This window comes from Pseudomonas brassicacearum, from assembly GCF_009601685.2.
Taxonomy (GTDB): Bacteria; Pseudomonadota; Gammaproteobacteria; order Pseudomonadales; family Pseudomonadaceae; genus Aquipseudomonas; species Aquipseudomonas kilonensis_B.
The window spans coordinates 3,113,793-3,132,526 of the sequence record NZ_CP045701.2; the positions used below are offsets into that span (position 1 = coordinate 3,113,793).

The following is an 18,734-nucleotide window of genomic DNA, read 5'->3' on the forward strand; positions in this document are numbered from 1 at the left end:
ATGAACGCTCTGTACCTGATCGGAGCCCGTGCTCTGGTCGTCTTTATCTGTTTGGGGTTGGCGGCTTGTAATGATCGCGCAGAAGAAAAGCAAACCCTTGCGCCGGTGGCTTTCCATCAGAGCGACGAGTGTCATGTCTGCGGCATGGTGATCGCCGATTTCCCGGGCCCCAAGGGCGAGGTCGTGGCAAAAGGCACGGTCAAGAGGTTCTGCTCCACCGCAGAAATGCTCGGGTGGTGGCTTCAGCCAGAGAATCACGTCACTGAGGCCAAACTGTATGTGCACGACATGGGTAAAAGTGCTTGGGAGAAACCCGACGACCATTATTTGATCGATGCTACCAAGGCCTATTATGTCATCGGGACCCGACTCAAAGGTTCCATGGGCGTGGTCCTGGCATCATTTTCCGAGGAGGCCGCCGCGCGCAAGCTGGCCAGCGAGCAGGGCGGCAGAGTTCTGCGGTTTGAGGACATCGATCTGACGCTTTTGCAACAATCGTCCACGATGTGACCGAATGAAAGCCACTTCGCAGAAGAGAGCTGGCTCACTTGCGATGTACAGTCTTTCTTGAGAACTTACCTCGACAACTTCACTGACGCGTTTCTCTCGGACGAACTTACTTCAACGCCAGGATCCAGTCAGCCAAGGTCTTCGCCTCTTCATCGGTCACCTGGTTGGCTGGCATTGCAATGGGACCCCATTTACCCGTGCTGCCTTCCTTGATGCTTTTAACCAAGGTCGCCGACGCGTCAGCTTGCCCGGCATATTTAGCGGCTACTTCCTTGTAACTTGGACCGACCATTCGGGCATCGACCATGTGGCAGCCCACGCACGGCTTACTCTTGAAGAGCGCTTCGCCATCAACGGCTTGAGCCGTCTGCAAGGTCAGGGCAGCACCCAAGGCCAGCAGGGGAATAAAAATACTTTTCATCGGTGTTTCCTCAGACAAGGAAGCGGACTCGAAACGGCCTGCTTTCGGTTTATTCAACAGGCTTGGTGTTGAATAGCATGAATAGACAATGGATGGCCCAGGTAGCTCGCTCGGTATAGGCTGAGGTGTATTGGCTGCCGTCCATTTATGTGAAAGACAATGGTGTTACTTTCATTGGAGGCTTGGCTGTTCATAAGCGTTCAATTATTCAATGACTCTACGCTAAAGATAGAAACTTAACCCTGTTTGTTATTGGCTGACTGGGTCGCATTCAGCAATTATTTATTCTATGCAGCCTAGCCGGTTGAATTGTATGGATTTAAATCAGCCGCCAACTATTTCGCCTCGACAATCTTAGTTAATTAGTTTCAGTCCCCCTCGATTTTCCCTGCAGCCGAGTCCTTCTCGGGCGAATGTATCCCTGTGTATCTCGATCCTCTGCCGATACGAACTGTTTCTTTCCAGGCCGTCGGTGACACATCCGGGATACCTGGCCGGCGTCAAATGGGTCCACCGAGACGGCACACGCCGTCTCACGGGCTCAGCGCCGTTCACAAAGGAGATTCACCATGGCCACGACTCTGTTGAACCACACATCCGCACCGCGGCATCGGCGCTTGCTCGCGCCATCCATCCTGGCATTCGCTTTGATCCAACTGGGTGCCCTGGGTTTTGCCGCGTCCCAGGCAAATGCTGCTGATGTACCTGCCAGCACCATCGGCGCCATTACGCCGGGTAGTCACACCTCGTTCGGCCCGCTCAAGCACGTCAAGGCCGGCCTGCTGGACGTTTCCTATGCCGAGGTCGGTCCCGCCGATGGGCCGGTGGTCATCCTGCTGCACGGTTGGCCCTATGACATTCACAGTTACGCAGATGTGGCGCCAGCGTTGGCAGAGAAGGGCTATCGCGTGCTGATTCCGTATGCCCGCGGTTATGGCGATACGCGCTTCCTGTCGGCCAAGACCCTGCGCAACGGCCAACCTTCTGCACTGGCAAGCGATCTGATTGATTTCATGGACGCGCTGAAGATCAAGCAGGCCGTGCTGGGCGGTTATGACTGGGGCGCACGCACCGCCGACATTGTCGCGGCCCTTTGGCCGGAGCGGGTGAAGGCGCTGGTGGCGGTGAGTGGCTACCTGATCGGCAGCCAGGAGGCCGGCAAGACGCCGCTGCCTCCGGCCGCCGAACTGCAGTGGTGGTATCAGTTCTACTTTGCGACAGAGCGTGGTCGCCTCGGTTACGAGAAAAACACCCACGACTTCGCCAAGCTGATCTGGAAGCTGGCGTCACCCAAGTGGAACTTCGATGATGCGACGTATGACCGAAGCGCCGCCGCTTTGCAGAACCCCGATCATGTCGCCGTTTCAATCTTCAACTATCGCTGGCGCCTGGGCCTGGTCAAGGGCGAGGCCAAATACGACGCGCTGGAAAAGAAACTGGCAACGTTCCCGTCGATCAGCGTGCCGACTATCACATTGGAGGGTGATGCCAATGGTGCTCCTCATCCGCCCGCCGAAGCCTATGCCAAGCGTTTCACCGGTAAATACGAGTATCGCCTGATCGATGGCGGTGTCGGCCACAACTTGCCGCAAGAAGCGCCGCAGGCGTTCGCCCAAGCCGTGATCGATGCCGATCATCTGCGCTAACACCCAAACCCAAGGAGTTTTCAATGAAAAAAGTCATTGCCGTACTGGCGTGCAGCGCCGGCCTGTTCATCGGTGCCAACGCGTTTGCGCAAACTGAAAAACCCACCGTGGTCCTGGTGCATGGCGCCTTTGCCGATGCATCAAGCTGGAATGGCGTCGCCAGGATTCTCGAGAAAGACGGCTACACGGTGGTGGCGGCGGCCAACCCTCTGCGCAGCGTGAAAAGCGATGGCGCGGCGGTGTCAGCCTTGTTGACCAGCATCAAGTCTCCCGTTGTGCTGGTTGGTCACTCCTACGGGGGCAACGTGATCAGCGAAGCGGCCAATGACCACGCCAACGTCAAGGCACTGGTCTACGTCAGCGCGTTCGCACCCGAGGCGGGGGAAACCGTCGCTGGGCTTGCCGGCAAATTCCCGGGCAGCACCCTGGGCCCAACCCTAGCCGCGCCTGTCCCGTTGGCTGATGGCGGCAAGGATCTGTACATCCAGCAAGACAAGTTCCACGACCAGTTCGCTGCGGATGTTCCCGCCGGAGAAGCGGCCCTGATGGCCGCGACTCAACGACCGGTCACGCAAGCGGCTTTGAACGAGCAGGCCGGGCCGCCCGCCTGGAAGCACATTGCGTCCTGGTTCATCTATGGCGACAAGGACAAGAACATTCCGCCGCAGGCCATGGCGTTCATGGCCCAGCGTGCCGAGGCCAAGGCGGTGAAAGTGGTCAAGGGCGCGTCCCATGTGGTGATGGTTTCAAATCCCGAGCCGGTCGCTCGCTTGATTGAAACAGCTGCCGCGGCGAAGTGATGCCCTGGCCTGTGGACATAGACACCCAATGATCGGCGGATCGATCAAGGCAAGCCGCTGTGCCTGTCTTGATCGATTTTTCCTGCCGGTCGTGAATCATCAATTGAAGGGTTGGAAAATGATTATTACCTCGCAACGTTTTACCGCCAGGATCGCCCTGGTCACGGGTGGCTCCCGCGGCATTGGCGCCGCAGTGGTCCGTCGCCTGGCCAAGGAGGGCGCGGCGGTTGCCTTCACCTATTCGGCATCCCGGGCCAGCGCCGAGGCACTTGTCTCCAGCATCGAGGGCGAAGGTGGCAAGGCATTGGCAATCAAGGCGGACAGTAGAATTGCCGAAGACATCGAGCGCGCCGTGACGACCACGGTGGCGCATTTTGGGGCGCTGAACATCCTGGTAAACAACGCCGGCATCCTGGGGCTCGGCTCGGTCGACGACTTCAGCATTGAGGCCTTTGATCAGATGTATGCGGTCAATGTGCGGGCGGCCTACATTGCGGCCAAAGCGTGTTCCAAGGTCATGAACCGTGGGGACCGAATCATCACGGTCGGCAGCGTGGCGGGGGAGCGTACCGGCTTTCCCGGTTCCAGCGCCTATTCCATGAGCAAGTCCGCGCTCATCGGTATGGTCCGCGGCCTGGCCCTGGACTTTGCCCCGCGCGGCATCACCGTCAACAACATTCAGCCGGGGCCGACCGCGACCGATATGAACCCGGCCGACGCGCCCTATCTTGAACACGTGGTGGGCCTGGTTCCCTTGGGGCGCTTGGGGACGGCAGATGAAATCGCTGGCATGGCTGCCTACCTGGCCAGCGATGACGCTTCATTTGTCACCGGTGCGAGCCTGACCGTCGATGGCGGTTACCTGGCCTGATGGATCGACTTTCGACTGAGCTGCAATGACGCAGGAGTGGCGAGCTCCTGCGTTTGGTATTGGCGTCAGCCCCAAGACGGTCAACGCTGTACAGGCAGCTATCGCCATAACGTTCGGTCATACCGGTTCCCTCTGGAGTCAAGGTTCAACTGTTCATGGGCGATGCCTACAGGTGCGCCATGCGAGCAGTTGGGAGACTCAAGAGTGATGCCTTGAACCGTCTAGCACCAGTTATGCGCCGTTAGCGTTTGTTAGTTGAGGCGCTGGCGGGCGCCGGTTCCCGGGTGAAGGCATCCAGCTCCCGCACCAGGCTCTGTGCCGCCAGCATGACCAATTCGGCGCCTTTTTCCGGTGTCGCCTGGGCCGGATCCGAACCCATGCGCCCGTCGGGAAAGCGCAGGCGGAAATCATGGGCCTCGCGTATAGGGCCCGAGTTGGCAATTTGGGGGGTGTAATCAGCCGTTTTGATCGAGTCCGGGTAGGCCCACTGGGTCACAGCGATCTCCGACGGTGTGGCATGGACGCCGTGGCCTGTCGGGAATTGACGGTTGGCCAGTGCACCGACACCTTCCAAGTCCCACCAGTTGCACAACTTCAAGGCAAACCCGGCCGGGCGTCGTGCGAAACTCGCCTCGGCGTACAGCTCCGAAAACGCAGCCTCGATCGAAGCGATATTGCCGCCATGACCATTGAGGAAGAAGATTTTCTCGAAGCCATGGGCGGCCAAGGAACGCACCCAGTCACCAATGGCTGCAATAAAGGTCGAAGGCCTTAGCGTGATGGTCCCGGCAAAACCAATGTGATGTTGGGCCATGCCGATGTTGAAGGTGGGCGCCACCAGAATATCGGCAGCTTTTTGCGCTTCGTTGGCGATGATCTCCGGGCACATCCAGTCGGTACCTAATAGCCCGGTGGGGCCATGCTGCTCGTTCGATCCGATGGGAATGACAATGGTGCGACTGCGATTGAGGAACTCCTCGATTTCAGGCCAGGTCGACTTGTATAAAAGCATTTTTTTACCTCGCTATTACAAACTCCTTTCGGAGCAGGTCAGGGCGTTGTTTGCGCTATGCGGATGGTAAACCACGAGGGCGATCGCGCTCGTGGCCAACCAAGTCAATCACAGCATGACGCAGGCGAGGCAGAACATTACACGTACGTATCGATCGCAAACATGCCAATGTTCGCGTCCCGTCACGCCAACTTGAACGGCAACTCACGCAACGGTTTGCCCGTCAGGCTCGCCACCGCGTTGGCAAAAGCGGGGGCCAGCGCCGGCAGGCCGGGTTCACCCATCCCCGTAGGAGGCTCGGCGCTGGGCACGATGTGGACGGCAAATGTCGGCATGTCGGTGATGCGCGGCACGCTGAAGTCAGCGAAATTGCTTTGCTGCACCACGCCATCTTTCAGGGTGATGGCGCCACCGGGCAGGCACATCGACAAGCCCATCAGCGCCGCGCCTTGGACCTGGGCCTCGACACTGCGTGGGTTGACCACCAGGTTGCAGTGCACGCCGGCCGTCACGTTGTGCAGCACCGGTCGACCGTCTTGCACTGAAGCTTCGACGACGTAGGCCACCACCGAGCTGAACGACTCGTGGACCGCCACGCCCCAGGCACGGCCCGCCGGCAACTGGCGCTTGCCATACTCGCTCTTGTCCACGGCCAATTGCAGCGCCTCGCGGTGGCGCGGGTTCTGGTCACCAAACAGCTTCATCCGGTAGGCGACTGGATCCTGCTGGGTCGTGCGGGCGATCTCGTCGATCAGCGTTTCCATCACAAACGCCGTATGGGTAGAGCCCACGCTGCGCCACCACAGCACGGGAACGTTGAGTTTGGGGTGATGAACCGTTAGCCGCATGGGCAGCGGATACGGATTGCGCAGGCCTTCCGTGGCAGTGGGGTCGATGCCATTTTTCACCCGCCCACCAAATACGGTGCCGGAGAGGATCGATTGGCCAACCAGGGCGTGGTCCCACGCGAGAACCTTGCCATCGTCGTCAAAACCGATCCGCGCGCGGTGCAGGTGCATGGGGCGGTAGTAACCGCCCTTGATGTCGTCCTCCCGGCTCCACAGGGTGCGGATAGGGGCGTTGACCCCGGCGGTGCGCGCGGCCTTGGCCACCTCGCAAGCCAGTACGACGAAATCGTTGGTGGGCACGCCGCGCCGGCCAAACCCACCGCCGGCGGTCTGCACGTTCACCTGGATCTGCTCTGGCTTGAGGTCCAGCACCTTGGCGGCCGCGGCACCATCCCCGCCGGGGAACTGCGTACCGACCCACAGTTGAGCGCTATCCTGGGCAAGTTGCACAGTGCAATTGAGGGGTTCCATCGGGGCATGGGCGAGATAGGGAAACACGAACTCGGCGTCCAGTTGATGCGGCGCGGTGGCAAGCGGCGTCATGTCAGCATCAAAGTGCAGCGGGCCGGGCTGGCTGGCCAGTTCCCGGTATTGAGCCAATTGTTTCTCGCTGTCCACTTTTTCTACAGCGTTCGCATTCCACTCCACCTTCAGCGCATCGCGTGCCACCTTTGCCTGCCAGTAACTGTCGGCGACCACCGCAACACCTTCGGCACCGCCGTCCAGTGGTACGCGCAACACGGCTTTTACACCTTTCGTGGAGCGTGCCGCGCTGTCATCCAGGGACGCGATCCTGGCGCCGAACACCGGAGGTCGGGCGACGACAGCGGTGAGTTGCCCCGGTAGATGCATGTCGATGCCAAAATCCTGCTGGCCGCTGCTCTTGGCATTGGCGTCGATGCGTGTCGTGGCCTGGCCGATGATGCGGAAATCCTTGGGATCCTTGAGCGTGATCTGCTCGGGCACCGGCATCGCCATCGCGGCTTCGGCCAACTCGCCGTAGCTCGCTTTGCGGCCTCCCGGGCCGAGGACCATGCCAGCCTGGGTGCTCAGGCTCGCCACGTCCACGTTCCAGCGCGCGGCGGCGGCACTCAGCAACATGGCGCGGGCACGGGCGCCGAGTTCGCGGTACTGGGTATAGCTGTTCTTGATCGAGTTGGAGCCACCCGTGAGGTGGATGCCGAAGGCCGGATCCAGATAGGCGGCGTCACTGTTGCCGTTGCGACTGCGTACCAGGCTCCAGTCGGCATCGAGCTCTTCGGCCAAAATCATCGGCAGGCTGGTCTGTACACCCTGGCCGAACTCCAGGCGGTTGATGGTTACCGTGACCTCGCCGCTGGGCGCGATCTGCACGAATGCCGAGGGTTGCTGGGTCGGTTTGAGCGGCGCGGCAGCACCATTGGCCTCTTGCGCCAGGGCCAGGTGTGGAAACGCCCCCAAGGCCAGCCCGCCGATGCCGACGATCTTGAGAAAGCTGCGGCGCGCCAGCGTAGCGGGGCCGTCAGCCTCGTCGCGTTCAAGCAGGTGCTGCAAGGCGCGAGGGTGCTCGTTCGGGAAAATCTCGTTCAACATGGTCTGCTCCGATCAGGCAAGGGCTTTGGCGGCATCTGCCACCGCAGCGCGGATACGGGCGTAGGTGCCACAGCGGCAGATATTGCCGGCCATGGCCGAGTCGATCTCGGCAGCTGTGGGCTGCTTGCCCTTGGGCTGGGCCTTGAGAAACGCAGTCGCGCTCATGATCTGGCCGCTCTGGCAGTAGCCACATTGCGCCACGTCGTGCTTGACCCACGCCTCGTGCACGGCGGCGCCGACCGGGTCGCTGCCGTTGGTTGCCGCTTCGATGGTGGTGATCTTCTTGCCTTCGGCGGCGGCAATGGGCGTCACGCAGGAACGAATGGCCTGGCCATCCAGGTGCACGGTGCAGGCGCCGCACAACGCCACGCCGCAGCCGAACTTGGTGCCGGTCATGCCCAGCGTGTCGCGCAGGGTCCAAAGAATCGGGGTGCTTGGGTCTACGTCCACCGTGTATTCACGGCCATTGATATTGAGGGCGCTCATAGGGGTACCAGCTCCGGATGGTTTGGCTCTGGTCAACTATAGGAAGCAATGCCAGGAGGCGATTGCACGATCCGGGCGGATAATTGCCTGATCGTGCGAATCGAATAGGTGCTGAGTGTGGCCAAAGCACAGGGGATATCCCAACAGACAACAAAGAGCCAGGAGAGTGTCACGTGTAGGTTCGACTCCCTGGCCCCGAACAATACTGACCGCTTACATCAACGGAATGCTATAGCTCACGATCAGGCGATTCTGATCCTGGTCGCGGGCAATATCGCTTCGCGACATGGCGTTGCGCCAGCCGAAACCGACGTTCTTCAACGCGCCGCTCTGGACCACATAGTCCAGGGAAATATCACGCTCCCATTCACTGGCATCCTGGCCGCTGGCGGTCTGGATGTTGTCGCCCTTGAGGTACATCACCGACGCCTTCAAGCCCGGAACGCCAAGCCCTGCGAAGTCATAGGCATACTGGGCGAATGCCGTGCGCTCGCCGGCCTGGATGAATGTCTGGATGGTGCGGTCGGTGTAGAGATAAAGACTCGCGCCGCCTTCGCCTTTGCCCACCAGGCCGCCCTGGTTGAGTTGTGTAAAGTTGCTGTCTTCGGACACGCTTTGATAACCGGCGGTAATGGCATGGCCGCCCAACGAATAAATGAACGCTGCACTCCAGGTATCGTTGTCGATTTCACCGCTGCCGTCCTTGGTATAGCCGCCGAGTTTGTAACCGCTGGCGCGACCGGCTGCGCTGCTGTTCTTGCCATCGGACGTGGTCTTGAAGTAACGCAGGTCGGTTTTCAGCGAGCCGTATTCACCCAGTGGCAAAACATGCAGCAAACCGGCGAAGTGCTGCTGGTAGTAATCTTCCAGATTGGCGTAGTAATACTGGGCCGTCAGGTCCTTGGTCAGTTTGTAATCGCCACCGGCAAAGGTGAATTTATTGCTCTCCTGGCTGCCGCCCGCCACGGCCAGGCCGGCGCTGTCGCTCGAAGCTCGGCCGGTGGCGTGCTCCAGTTGTCCGGCAGTGAAGGTCAGGTTATCGATTTCATTGCTGGTGACTTGGCCACCCTCGAAGGTTTGTGGCAGCAGGCGGCCATCGTTGGAAACCAGAATCGGCAGTTTCGGCTGCAAGGTGCCGTACCGCAGCTCGGTCTTGGAAACACGCATCTTCGCTGTTGCACCGAGACGCGCCCATTGGTCCGCCGCCTTGTCGCCATCGTTGGGAAACATCGAGCCGCCAACGTGACGACCCGCGCCGCTGTCGAGCTTCAGGCCCAGCAACCCGATCGCATCCAGGCCAAACCCCACGGTGCCGTCGGTAAACCCGGATTGATAATTGAGCATGAAGGCCTGGCCCCATTCTTCGGTCTTCGAAGGTGCAGCGGCGCCGTCACGGTTATCGTTGTTGAAGTAGAAGTTGCGCAAGTTCAAGTTGGCTTTGCTGTCGCTGATAAAATCAGCAGACGCCAATGGACTCAGGACCAGACTCACACCGCCAGTTAAAACACTCAGTACTTGAATTAATGCTTTCATCAGGACGAACTCCACCGCGGAATCACTGTTCCGGGCATGTTGGAAACGCAGCAGGAGGCGCTCGGCCAATCACCTGATTGGCCGACGCGTTGAATAACTCGTTAGAAAATCTTCAATGCATAGAGTGGGGTAGGGATAAGTCTCCAAAGAATGCCATCAGTGAAAGTCCCTGGGTTATCAGTCGATCAATCCATGAGCGTCATAAAAGGGGTACGGTCCGGGATACTCGCCAAACACGCCGTTATGGGTCACCAACCCCTGTCCATGCCAGTGGTGCAGCAGGTAGCCGGGTGGTTCCAGGTTGAAATGCGCGGGCGCGGTTGGCTGTAGATCCAGGACAATTTGATGGGAGGTGCCGGGACACACGCAGCTCAGGCTGCCGCCAAAACGTCGCTGCATCGGCCGATGCAAATGCCCGCACAGCAAGCGCTCCACCTGCGGATGACGGGCGATGACCTGCTCCAGCGCCGAGGCGTTGATGAACGGCTCGCGGTCCATGTGGCCGATGCCGCTGATAAACGGCGGGTGGTGCAGGATCAACAGCGTTGGTGCATCGGGGCGAGCCGCCAGCTGTTCATCGAGCCAGCTCAACTGGCTGTCCAGCAACCGGCCGCCATGGCCGCCGGCAATGGTGCTGTCCAGGCCGATCAGGCGCAGCGGATAGTCGTCAACCACCCAATCCAACGGGGCTCCGGGCAAGCTTGGCAAATAGTCATGATCGGCAAATGCTGAGCGCAAATGTTCGCGGTTGTCATGGTTACCCGGCACCAGGTAGCAAGGCATGTGCAGGCGCGCCAGTTCGGGGTGCAGCACGGCATATTCATCAGGGCGACCGAAGTCCACCAGGTCGCCACTGATCACCACGATGTCGGGACGCGGTACCCGGGTATTCAAATGATCAACGGCTTGACGCAACGCGGCGAGGGTGTCGACGACGCCATAGGTCAGTTTTTCCCCGGCCTTGAGATGCAGGTCACTGATCTGCGCAATGAGAAACGGATGATTCAAAATAAGCCCTCTGAAAACACGAATGTCACGATGACAGGGTGAACAGCACCTGCGGCTCGACGGCCAAGGCGATCAGCGCACCGGGGGTGTGTATGACGCTGTCGGTGCTGTCCACCAGCAAGGGTTGGGCGGCGCCGACGTCCACCAACAGGCGGCTTTGAGCGCCCTGGAAAAACTGGCCCACCAGGCGCCCGCGCAGATGCCCCTCGTTGTCCATCACCCGCAAATGCTCGGGCCGGCAATAGACGGTGGCGGGCAGCCCGGCACCGCGCCATGGCAACTCTCCGCCGTGGACTTTCAAGCTCATTGAGGTGTGCTCGAGCACCGCGAAAGCGTTGAGGTTGCCGACAAAACTGGCGACGAAAGCGTTGGCCGGTTGCTGATAGATTTCCCGTGGGCCGGCCAATTGCGCGACGCGGCCGCGCTCCATGACCAGGATCCGATCGCCCAGGGCCATGGCTTCACCCTGATCGTGGGTGACGAACACAGCGGTAATGCCCAACTGGCGTAGCAACTGGTCCAACTCGCTGCGCAAGCGTTCACGCAACTGCGCGTCCAATGCCGCCAAGGGTTCATCGAGCAGCAATACCCGGGGGTTGGGCGCCAGGGCGCGGGCGAGGGCGACCCGTTGGCGCTGGCCGCCGGACAACTCGTGGATGCTGCGCTTGCCATGATCCTGAAGGCCCACCAGTTCCAGCAGCTCCGAGCAGCGCTTGTTCCGTTCGGCAGGCGCCATGCCGCGAATCTTCAAGCCATAGACGATGTTGCCGGCCACATCCAGGTTGGGAAACAACGCATAGTTCTGAAACACCATGCCCACGTCGCGCCGTTCGATGGGCAGCCGGGTGACGTCAGTGTCGCCGAAAAATACTTGCCCCACATCCGGGCGCTCGAGCCCGGCGATCAGCCGCAAGGTGGTGGTTTTACCGCAACCGGACGGGCCGAGGATCGCCAGGGTTTCGCCGGCCTCTATGGTCAAATCCAGGTCATGCACGGCAACGGTGCCGTCCGAGAACGCCTTGCGGCAACCCGCCAGGCGAATGGTGGTTCCGGTCATCGTTTTTCTCCACGGGAAAGGCGCGCGCTGATGGCCTGCAACGCAATCAGCAGCGGCACGATCATCAGCAGGAATATGAGGGTGTAGGCGCTGGCGACTTCCAGCCTGGCCGAGGCATAGCTGTCCGCCAGGCCTACCGGCAATGTCTTGGTCATCGGCGTGTGGAGCATCCAGGTCAGGTTGAACTCGCCCAGCGACAGCGTGACAACCATGAGCACCCCGGCGAGAATCCCCGCCCGGCAGTTGGGTACCACCACACTGAAGAATCGTCGCAGCGGCCCGGCACCAAGGCTGGCCGCGGCTTCTTCCAGGACGGGCAAGTGCTGGCGTTGCATCACGGCCATCACCGGCCGCACCAGGAACGGCAGGGTAAACAGCACATGACCGACGAGGATGAACAGCCAACTGCTGCGAAATCCGCCGAACTGCCCATAGGTGAGCAGCAACGCCAGGGCGCTGGCCAGGCCGGGCATCGCCACCGGCAGCACCATCAACTCCTCGAACGCGCGGCTGAAGCGGTTGTTCATCCGTACCAGCGCGTAAGCCGCCGGAACACCCACCACGCAGACGCACAGTGCGCAGGCCACGGCCAGTTGCAGGGAGAGCCAGACCGTCGGCGAATAGGCCTGCCAGACTTGCACCAGCCAATCGAACGTCAGTCCGCTGGACACACCCTGGAAATAATTGCGTGTCAGCCCGGCCAGCAGCGACATCAACACCGGCACCAACATGAACGCGCAGACCAGCAGGGTGAACAGCAGTTGCCCGATGAACAGCGTTGAACGCTTCACAAGACTGTCCTCGAGTTTTTCGCCAGGCGCCTGGCCAATAGCAACACCGCCCAGGTCAGCACCCCCAGCACCACCGACAGCGCAGCGGCTACGGTGAAATTGGCGTAGTTGGTGAACACGTTGTAGATCGCCACCGGGGTCACGTTCAGGCGGGTGCCCAGGGTGAAGGCCGTACCGAACGCGCCCATGGAGGTGGCAAAGCAGATCGCTCCGCAGGAGACCAGCGCCGGCGCCAGGCCGGGGACGATGACATCGCAGATCACTCGCCAGTGGCCGGCGCCCAGTGAGTGCGCGGCTTCTTCCAGGCTGCGATCCAGGCTTTCGCAGGCGGCCATCACCGTGAGGATCACCCGCGGGATGGAGAAGTACAGATAACCGACGCACAACCCCATCAACGAATAGGCGAAGATCCAGCGCTCACCTGCCAGTTCGAGGCCAAGGTTGGCGAACAAACCTTGGCGCCCAGCCAGCAGAATCACCAGGAACCCGACGACCACACCGGGGAACGCCAACGGGAAGGTCAACAAGGCGACCAACAGCGAACGGCCGAAGAAGCGCTGGCGACTGAGGAAAACCCCACTGATGCCACCCACCAACAGCGCCGCGAGGGTGGTCGCCAGGGCCAGCAGGCAAGTCTGTACCAGGCTGCCCAGGTATTGCGCACTGCCCAGTACCTGCCAATAACCGCTTTCGCCGCCGTCACGACTTTCCCCGCCCAGCACGACCAGGTGCGCCAGCGGCAACAGCCAGAATGCGAACAGCACCGCTGCCGCAGGTGCCAGGGCCCAGGCCGCGGTCAGCCGCAAGCGCGGTACCGTGGCCTGGCCCGACGAGACTCCCCGGGCGTTTATTACCGAGGCGGTCACTTACTTGACCTCTTTGAGATAACGCGCGGAAAAGGCTTCCTGCGCCGCTGCCATCTGCTCGTAGTTGACCACGCCGGCCCGGGCGTAATCGCTGTCCGGCAGGAACTGCGCGGCGATGTCGGCAGGCATCTTCATCGCCCGCACCGGCCGCAGGTACGCCTTGGCCCAGAGCGCCTGGCCCTGATCGGACAGGACGAAATCCAGGACCTTCTCGGCGTTGGCTCGATGGGGCGCGTTGTCGACGATGCTCATCACGTAAGGCACGCTGATGCTGCCTTCCTTGGGAATCACGAAAGCCACGTTGGCCTTGTCTTTGTAGCGTGCCCGGTAGGCGTTGAAATCGTAATCCACCAGGATCGGCAACTCCCCGGACAACACCCGTGCATAAGCGGTCTGCTTGGGCACGATGGGCGAGTTTTTCGCCAGTTTCTGGAAGTAATCGATTGCGGGCGTGAAGTCATCGAGGCTGCCGCCCATGGCCTGGTTGATCGCTACCGCAGAAACGTAGCCGACGAACGCGCTGGACGGATCGAGGTAGCCGACCATGCCTTTGTACTCAGGCTTGAGCAGATCGCCCCAGCTTTGCGGCACGGGCAGGCCACCCAGCGCATCGACGTTGACCATGATGCCCAAGGTGCCGGAGTGAATGGCAAACCAGTGTCCTTGCGGGTCCTTCAAACCGGCCGGGATCTGCTCCCAGCCCTTGGGTTTATAGGTGCCGACCACCCCGGCTTTTTGCGCCTGCAAACCGAAGGTCACGCCGTAATACACCACATCCGCCACTGGCGCGGCCTGCTCGGCCACCAGTTGTGCCAAGGCCTGCCCGGAGTTCTTGTTGTCCAGCGGGACCTGCACACCCGTGGTATCGGCAATGGCCTTGAGCTGCGTGCCCCAGTCGGCCCATTCCGGTGGGCAGTTGTAGCAGATCGCCGTTTCGGCAGCCTGGGCCAGGCTGGCCACGCCGCACAGCAGCAACGTCGCCAGGGTTTTACTGAAGCGGATCATCAAGTGTCTCCTCGTAGGGTTGAGTACTTTCGCCCGGTCGGATATGGCAGGGCAGGCAATGGGAAACCGGTGGGGCGCCGGCGATCTGCGCCAGCAGTTGGTCGATCACGGTGCAGGCCAGGGCCTCGATGGGCTGAACGACGCTGCACAGCGTCGGGTGCATCTGGGTGCCGAGGGCGATGCCGTCAAAGCCAATGACCGAAAGTTGCTGGGGGACGTGCCAGCCGTTGCGACGTAGTTGTGCAATCAGGCTGATTGCCAACAGGTCGTTGGAACAAACCAGCGCACTGAGGGCTTGCGGGCCTTGCAGCAATGGCGCGATGGCGGTGAAGTCGGCTTGGGTGTGGGCCGGCATTTCAATCACCGGCAGGCAGTCGAGACCGGCCTCACGCATGGCGTCGCAATAACCGGCGTAACGCAGGCGAGCACGGTCCGATTGCAGGGCAGGGCCGGCAACCATGCCAATGCGCCGATGCCCGGCCTCCAGCAGATAACGCGTGGCAAGGGCCATGCCGGCGCGGTTGTCCACCGACACGGCGCTGTAGTGCGGATTACCCGGCTGGTGATAGGCCAGCACGAAAGGTGTGTCCTCGTTGTCCAGGCTTTGCAGCACACGGTTGCTTTCGGCGTCGGTCACGGTGAGCACCAGGCCATCGACGCGCTGGCGCAACAACTCCTCCACCACCACGCTTTCGCGCTCGCTGCTGTAGTCGGTCGTGGCCAGGAGCAGGTTATAGCCGCGCAAACGCGCCGCGTGTTCCATGGCCTGGAATTGTTCGGCGAACACTGGATTGAGCAGGTTAGGGACCACCACGCCGATCAGCTTGGTTACCTGCAGGCGCAGTTGGCGGCCAAGACGATTGGGCCGAAAACCCAGCTGGCGCGCCGCGGCGAACACCTGCTCGCGGGTGGCCGGACGCACCACTTCAGGGGAGGCAAAGGTGCGGGCCGCGGTGGCCCGCGAAACCCCTGCCAAACGTGCCACTTCTTTCAAATCAGTCATTGTCACTCGCTTGAGATCGATCTCATTGGCGAGGACATTACTCAGGGCTTATGGCGTTTTGGCGACGCAGTGATGACGATTTGATGTCAGTTGCTGATGTCTATCGTTGAGGGGTATCCAGGGTGCATACGCATACTCAGCGCATGCCCGCGGTAAAACCGTACTGCCTGGCGGACCACACCACCGCCAACGTCAGCAGCAACAGAGCGACCAGCACAGGCGCGAACGCAACGACACCCAGGTGATCGAGCAGGACGCCCCCCACGATCCCGCCGCCGGCGATGGCGACGTTCCAGGCCGTGACCAACATCGACTGGGCGAGATCCGCTGCCTCTGCGGCCGTCTTGGCGATTGCCGTCTGGAACAACGTCCCGGCTCCTCCAAAAGCGATTCCCCAGGCCGCCACCGCGATGTAGGTCGCGGCGGGACTGTCGCTCATGGCACCTAGCGTCAGTGCCGAGATTGCGAACAGCGCCGTGCTGGCAAGGGTCAATGCCCGTAGATGGCGATCGATCAGCACGCCGACAACCCAGATGCCCAGCAGCGATGCGACCCCGAAGACCAGCAGAACCAGGTCGGTCCGCTCGCCCAGGCCCGCCGCCATCAGGAACGGCGCGATATAGGTAAAAAGGATGTTGTGCGCCAGGACAAAGGCCAACACCACGAACAACACCGAGCGAACGCCCGGCAGGGTGAAGACCTGGCCCAAGGCAAGGCGTTTGCCGGTGGTTTGCCCAGGAAAGTCAGGCACCTTGAGTCGTACCCAGACCATCAGGGCGACGGCGAACAAGCTCATGATGGCGAAGCTCATCCGCCAACCGATCAAGTTACCGAGCAAGGTGCCGGCCGGTACGCCCAGGGATAGCGCCAAGGGTGCGCCAACCATGGCAATCGCAATCGCCCGACCTTTCTGGCTCTCGGGCACCATGCGGGCGGCATAACCGGCCAACAACGCCCAGAGCAGCCCGGCCGATACGCCCCCCAGCAAGCGTGCAACGATCGTCAAGCCGTAATGGGACGAAAGCGTCGTGACCGTATTGGCAACGGCAAAACCGGCAATGGCCAGCAGCAAGAGCGACCGGCGCCGCATGCCTTGGGTCGCGGCCGTCAAGGGAATGGCCGCCAGCAAGGAACCTATCGCGTAGACCGTGACCAACTGGCCGGCGAGGGCTTCGGAGATCGCCAGCCCTTCGCTGATCTGTGAGAGAAGGCCGGCGGGCAAGGCTTCGGTGAGAATGGTCACGAACGCCGCCAGTGCGAGGGCAAACAGTGATCCGATGGGCAGCGGTGCAGTGTCTTGAACGACCTCGGCATCGGCGTTGATATGGGTATTGGCAATCGTCATGTGTCACCTGCTTGGAACGCTTCTGGCCCGCCGGATAGCGGTGTCAGTCGCAGATTGATAAGTGCCGACTACGGTAAGTGCCGCTCCAAGACGAGACAAGAATGCTAGAGTGCGCAACACATCGGAAAAAATGTCCGCAATAGGAGCCTTGCGTGGAGTCACTGAGCGGGATTGATTTTTTTGTTCGCGCGGCCGAAACCCGCAGCTTTTCAGAGGCGGGCAGGGCGCTTGGCATTTCGTCTTCGGCGGTGGGCAAAAGTGTGGCCCGGCTCGAGGAACGGCTGGGGGTGCGGTTGTTTCACCGCAGCACGCGCAGTATCACGTTGACGGCCGAAGGGACGCTTTTCCTCGAGCGTTGCCGGCGCATTCTCTGCGAAGTCGAAGCGGCCGAACTGGAACTGTCGGAAACCCGCAAAGCGCCGCGGGGCAAACTGCGCGTGAGTTTGCCCCTGGTTGCAGATCTGGTCATGCCGACGCTGATCGCCTTCATGCGCCGCTACCCCAGTATCGAACTGGACCTGGATTTCTCCGACAGATTGGTGGACATCATCGAGGAAGGTTTTGATGCGGTCATTCGCACTGGAGAACCGAACGACTCCCGGCTGATGTCCCGTCCATTGGGCACGTTCAAGCTCGTCGTGGTCGGTTCGCCCCGGTACTTCGCCGAACACGGCACGCCGCAGGTGCCGGCGGACCTGCTGCGCCATGCCTGCCTGCTATACAAGTTTCCCAGCACTGGCAGGATGCAAGTCTGGCCGGTAAACGGCGATGGGGAGCCGGATCTCAACCTGCCGGCGACCCTGGTCTGCAACACCACCGAGGCGTTGCTGCACGTGGTGCATGACGCGCTGGGGATTGCCTGTGTGCCGGATTTCACCGTGCGCACTGCCATCGCCGCTGGCGAGCTGGTCACCGTCCTCGACGCGTTCAATCGGCATCAGAGCACTTTCCGCATGCTCTGGCCTTCAAGCAAGCACCTTGCGCCGAAGCTGCGGGTGTTCATTGATTTCATGAGCAGTGAATTGTTCAAGTGACTCATCGGCGATACGTTCCAACCCCTGAGGGAGCCTGTTCAGATCAAGGGGCCTTGTTCTCGACCAGGCAGTTCCCACCATCCACCACAATGACTTCGCCCGTGAGGTAGCTCGCCTCTGAAGAGGCAAGGAAAGCCACCAGTGCAGCGACCTCTTCGGGACGTCCGGCGCGGCCCATCGGCGTGTAACCTGCTGCCTTGGCTTCCTCGGTAGTGGTCGATCCAGTGGTGATCCAGCCGGGAGCGACGCTGTTTACCGTGATCCCTTGCTGGGCGACTTCCAGCGCCAGGCTCATGCTCATTCCGACCATCGCGGCCTTCGCGGCGCTGTAAGCCGCTTCACCGGGGTTACTGCAGCGGGTGCCGGTAGTGGAACTGATGTTGACGATGCGCCCGTAACGACGCGCCCGCATGCCGGGCAGAACAGCCCGTGTAAGCAGAAAGGCCGTGGTCAGGTTTCGCGCCAGTGTCAGGTTCCAGGTGTGCAGATCCATGCTTGCCAAGTCGGAAAAAAACTCCGGGCTGCCTTGCATGGCCATGCCCGCATTGTTGACCAGGATATCGATCTGGCCCCAGAGGGACTCTGCCCACGCCATGAACTCACGAACCTGGCTTTCATCGGTAAGATCGAGGGCCCGGCCTTCGACTTCGAACCCTTCGGCGCGCAGTTCTGCGACGCGCTCGAGGATGCGCGCACTGCTGGCGGTGACGATCAGTCTGGCACCTGCAGTACCCAGTCTGCGCGCGATCGCCATGCCGATTCCGATCTCACTTCCGACCCCACTGACAAGGGCCACGGGGTTCTGTCCGGTTGGGTTTGGCATGGTGCCTCCAGAGGTTGTAAGTGACTGCCAGGTGTCCAATCTCTATACATACACCCTGATCAATCCCTGAATGCCGCCGTCATTTCCAACAAGGAGAGCAGCC

General features: G+C 61.0%; 18 protein-coding genes. 5 read left to right on the plus strand and 13 right to left on the minus strand.

What is annotated here, in order from left to right; translation table 11 throughout:
- The gene (locus GFU70_RS13570; RefSeq protein ID WP_153388212.1) at positions 1–510 is read left to right on the plus strand and encodes a nitrous oxide reductase accessory protein NosL; all 510 of its coding nucleotides are present in this window, start codon (positions 1–3) and stop codon (positions 508–510) included.
- A 106-nt stretch (positions 511–616) separates the two neighbouring features.
- Here GFU70_RS13570 and GFU70_RS13575 read toward each other — a convergent pair whose 3' ends face one another.
- Positions 617–931 carry a c-type cytochrome gene (locus GFU70_RS13575; RefSeq protein ID WP_153388213.1) on the minus strand — a complete coding sequence of 105 codons (315 nt, stop codon included), beginning with the start codon at positions 929–931 and terminating at the stop codon, positions 617–619.
- A gap of 569 nt (positions 932–1,500) precedes the next feature.
- Here GFU70_RS13575 and GFU70_RS13580 point away from each other — a divergent pair.
- The 3 genes from GFU70_RS13580 (at position 1,501) to GFU70_RS13590 (ending at position 4,248) form a co-directional block, all read left to right on the plus strand.
- Positions 1,501–2,577, plus strand: coding sequence for an alpha/beta fold hydrolase (locus GFU70_RS13580; protein WP_153388214.1), 1,077 nt, complete (start codon positions 1,501–1,503; stop codon positions 2,575–2,577).
- 23 nt (positions 2,578–2,600) lie between these two features.
- Complete coding sequence (locus GFU70_RS13585; protein WP_058544139.1) at positions 2,601–3,377, plus strand: alpha/beta fold hydrolase; 777 nt, start codon at positions 2,601–2,603, stop codon at positions 3,375–3,377.
- Positions 3,378–3,501: 124 nt separating this feature from the next.
- Positions 3,502–4,248: a 3-oxoacyl-ACP reductase family protein gene (locus GFU70_RS13590; RefSeq protein ID WP_196764451.1), complete on the plus strand. Its 747-nt coding sequence runs from the start codon at positions 3,502–3,504 to the stop codon at positions 4,246–4,248.
- Between the two features lie 241 nt (positions 4,249–4,489).
- Here the strand turns inward: GFU70_RS13590 and GFU70_RS13595 are convergent, their stop codons facing one another.
- The 11 genes from GFU70_RS13595 to GFU70_RS13645 all read right to left on the minus strand — a co-directional run bounded on the left by GFU70_RS13595 (position 4,490) and on the right by GFU70_RS13645 (position 16,774).
- A complete protein-coding gene (locus GFU70_RS13595; RefSeq protein WP_153388215.1) occupies positions 4,490–5,260 on the minus strand; it encodes a creatininase family protein in 771 nt (256 codons plus the stop codon).
- 182 nt (positions 5,261–5,442) lie between these two features.
- The gene (locus tag GFU70_RS13600; RefSeq protein ID WP_153388216.1) at positions 5,443–7,680 is read right to left on the minus strand and encodes a xanthine dehydrogenase family protein molybdopterin-binding subunit; all 2,238 of its coding nucleotides are present in this window, start codon (positions 7,678–7,680) and stop codon (positions 5,443–5,445) included.
- Positions 7,681–7,692: 12 nt separating this feature from the next.
- Entirely contained in the window at positions 7,693–8,166 is a 474-nt protein-coding gene (locus tag GFU70_RS13605; protein ID WP_058544136.1) for a (2Fe-2S)-binding protein, read from the minus strand.
- 213 nt (positions 8,167–8,379) lie between these two features.
- Positions 8,380–9,699: an OprD family porin gene (locus tag GFU70_RS13610; RefSeq protein WP_058544153.1), complete on the minus strand. Its 1,320-nt coding sequence runs from the start codon at positions 9,697–9,699 to the stop codon at positions 8,380–8,382.
- A 177-nt stretch (positions 9,700–9,876) separates the two neighbouring features.
- Positions 9,877–10,707 carry a phosphodiesterase gene (locus GFU70_RS13615; protein WP_058544135.1) on the minus strand — a complete coding sequence of 277 codons (831 nt, stop codon included), beginning with the start codon at positions 10,705–10,707 and terminating at the stop codon, positions 9,877–9,879.
- A 25-nt stretch (positions 10,708–10,732) separates the two neighbouring features.
- Positions 10,733–11,764: an ABC transporter ATP-binding protein gene (locus tag GFU70_RS13620; protein ID WP_153388217.1), complete on the minus strand. Its 1,032-nt coding sequence runs from the start codon at positions 11,762–11,764 to the stop codon at positions 10,733–10,735.
- Complete coding sequence (locus tag GFU70_RS13625) at positions 11,761–12,555, minus strand: ABC transporter permease (protein WP_053179792.1); 795 nt, start codon at positions 12,553–12,555, stop codon at positions 11,761–11,763. Before GFU70_RS13625 ends, GFU70_RS13620 begins: the two co-directional genes overlap by 4 nt.
- A complete protein-coding gene (locus GFU70_RS13630) occupies positions 12,552–13,406 on the minus strand; it encodes an ABC transporter permease (protein WP_116643768.1) in 855 nt (284 codons plus the stop codon). The genes GFU70_RS13625 and GFU70_RS13630 overlap by 4 nt, the downstream gene beginning before the upstream one ends.
- Before the next feature lie 15 nt (positions 13,407–13,421).
- Complete coding sequence (locus GFU70_RS13635; protein ID WP_153388218.1) at positions 13,422–14,426, minus strand: ABC transporter substrate-binding protein; 1,005 nt, start codon at positions 14,424–14,426, stop codon at positions 13,422–13,424.
- The gene (locus tag GFU70_RS13640; protein ID WP_058542375.1) at positions 14,410–15,429 is read right to left on the minus strand and encodes a LacI family DNA-binding transcriptional regulator; all 1,020 of its coding nucleotides are present in this window, start codon (positions 15,427–15,429) and stop codon (positions 14,410–14,412) included. The genes GFU70_RS13635 and GFU70_RS13640 overlap by 17 nt, the downstream gene beginning before the upstream one ends.
- A gap of 136 nt (positions 15,430–15,565) precedes the next feature.
- Complete coding sequence (locus tag GFU70_RS13645) at positions 15,566–16,774, minus strand: MFS transporter (RefSeq protein WP_116642263.1); 1,209 nt, start codon at positions 16,772–16,774, stop codon at positions 15,566–15,568.
- Between the two features lie 152 nt (positions 16,775–16,926).
- On the opposite strand from GFU70_RS13645, the gene GFU70_RS13650 reads away from it, so the two are divergent.
- Entirely contained in the window at positions 16,927–17,808 is an 882-nt protein-coding gene (locus GFU70_RS13650; protein WP_058542377.1) for a LysR family transcriptional regulator, read from the plus strand.
- Positions 17,809–17,851: 43 nt separating this feature from the next.
- Here the strand turns inward: GFU70_RS13650 and GFU70_RS13655 are convergent, their stop codons facing one another.
- Positions 17,852–18,631, minus strand: a complete 780-nt coding sequence (locus GFU70_RS13655) for an SDR family NAD(P)-dependent oxidoreductase (RefSeq protein ID WP_153388219.1) — start codon at positions 18,629–18,631, stop codon at positions 17,852–17,854.
- Positions 18,632–18,734: the final 103 nt, after the last annotated feature.